Source organism: Dorea sp. 210702-DFI.3.125, assembly GCF_020560945.1.
GTDB lineage: Bacteria > Bacillota > Clostridia > Lachnospirales > Lachnospiraceae > Dorea > Dorea formicigenerans.
In genome coordinates this window covers 1-2,301 of record NZ_JAJCNF010000064.1, presented here as the reverse complement: position 1 = coordinate 2,301, position 2,301 = coordinate 1, and the positions used below count along the sequence as shown (strand labels likewise).

The window sequence follows — 2,301 nt, the reverse complement described above, 5'->3', positions numbered from 1 at the left end:
AGCCTCCCACCTATCCTGTACATGCAATACCGAATCCCAGTATCAAGCTGGAGTAAAGCTCCATGGGGTCTTTCCGTCCTGGCGCAGGTAACCAGCATCTTCACTGGTATTTCAATTTCACCGGGTGCATTGTTGAGACAGTGCCCAAATCATTACGCCTTTCGTGCGGGTCGGAACTTACCCGACAAGGAATTTCGCTACCTTAGGACCGTTATAGTTACGGCCGCCGTTTACTGGGGCTTAAGTTCAAAGCTTCGCTTGCGCTAACCTCTCCCCTTAACCTTCCAGCACCGGGCAGGCGTCAGCCCATATACTTCACCTTTCGGTTTTGCATAGACCTGTGTTTTTGCTAAACAGTTGCTTGGGCCAATTCTCTGCGGCCACCTCTCAGTGGCACTCCTTCTCCCGAAGTTACGGAGTCATTTTGCCGAGTTCCTTAACAATGCTTCTCCCGTCGGCCTTAGGATTCTCTCCTCATCCACCTGTGTCGGTTTACGGTACGGGCGCGATACAAACAATAGCGGCTTTTCTTGACGCATGGCTCACACTCTTCCCTACTCTTAATTCGGTACGCATCACATCTTCGGATTGCCGTACGGATTTGCCAGTACGACTCCTACCTTGCTTGCGCCGGGCTTTCCATTCCCGGCTTGTGCTCTCCACACGTGTCCCCACAGTTCTGTTATATCGCGGTACAGGAATTTCAACCTGTTGTCCATCGGTTACGTCTTTCGACCTGGCCTTAGGCCCCGACTTACCCAGAGCAGATCAGCTTTACTCTGGAAACCTTAGATATTCGGCCGGAAGGATTCTCACCTTCCTCTCGCTACTCATTCCGGCATTCTCTCTTCTATACAGTCCACAGCTCCTTATCGGTACTGCTTCTTCCCGTATACAATGCTCCTCTACCAATGTACAAGTACATTCCTGAGCTTCGGTAGTGTGTTTCAGCCCCGGACATTTTCGGCGCAGGACCTCTCGACTAGTGAGCTATTACGCACTCTTTGAATGTATGGCTGCTTCTGAGCCAACATCCTAGTTGTCTTCGAAATCCCACATCCTTTTCCACTTAACACACATTTTGGGACCTTAGCTGCAGGTCTGGGCTCTTTCCCTTTTGACTACCCAACTTATCTCGTGCAGTCTGACTCCCATACACCATCTACGCGGCATTCGGAGTTTGATATTCTTCGGTAAGCTTTGACGCCCCCTAGGAAATTCAGTGCTCTACCTCCGCAAGACTTGTATGAGGCTAGCCCTAAAGCTATTTCGAGGAGAACCAGCTATCTCCGGGTTCGATTGGAATTTCTCCCCTATCCACACCTCATCCCCACCCTTTTCAACGGATGTGGGTTCGGACCTCCATTGCCTTTTACGGCAACTTCATCCTGGACATGGATAGGTCACCCGGTTTCGGGTCTACTCCGACTGACTCTTCGCCCTATTCAGACTTGGTTTCCCTTCGGCTCCATCCCTTAAGGACTTAACCTCGCCAGCCAGCGTAACTCGCCGGACCGTTCTACAAAAAGTACGCGGTTCCACATTTAAAGTGGTTCCACAGCTTGTAAACATATGGTTTCAGGTTCTTTTTCACTCCCCTCCCGGGGTCCTTTTCACCTTTCCTTCACAGTACTATGCGCTATCGGTCACTAAGGAGTATTTAGCCTTACGGGGTGGTCCCCGCATATTCAGTCAAGGTTCCACGTGTCTCGACCTACTCTGGATACCGCCATGCCAATCGACCTTTCACTTACGGGGCTTTCACCCTCTCTGGCCGGCCTTCCCAGGCCGTTCTGTTAAGTCTTTTGGATCAATTCCGCGGTCCGAACCCCGGAGTGCACGCACTCCGGTTTGGGCTCTTCCGGTTTCGCTCGCCGCTACTTCCAGAATCACATGTTGTTTTCTCTTCCTCCGGCTACTTAGATGTTTCAGTTCACCGGGTTCCCCTCCTAACGTTATGTATTGGCGTTAGGATACCTGAGGTTTGCTCAGGTGGGTTTCCCCATTCAGAAATCTCCGGATCATAGGATATTTGCTCCTCCCCGAAGCTTTTCGCAGCTTATCACGTCTTTCATCGGCTCTTAGTGCCAAGGCATCCACCATACGCTCTTATTAGCATAACCAACTTGCTCTCATCCACGGGAATGAATGATTGCTTACACATGCATAGCGTTGCATGCGTTGGCTTCTAGGTCAATTTTTTGGATTCGTTTTCTTCGAATTGTGTAGTAATTATTACTCTGTTTATAACAATTACCTCGGATGTCTTGATTAGATATTTAATATCTTATCTATATTTCT

General features: G+C 49.6%; 1 rRNA gene. It reads right to left on the bottom strand.

From position 1 onward, the window contains the following. A 23S ribosomal RNA gene (locus tag LI164_RS15495) occupies nt 1–2,123 on the bottom strand; the annotation flags it as partial. Between the last annotated feature and the right edge of the window lie 178 nt (nt 2,124–2,301).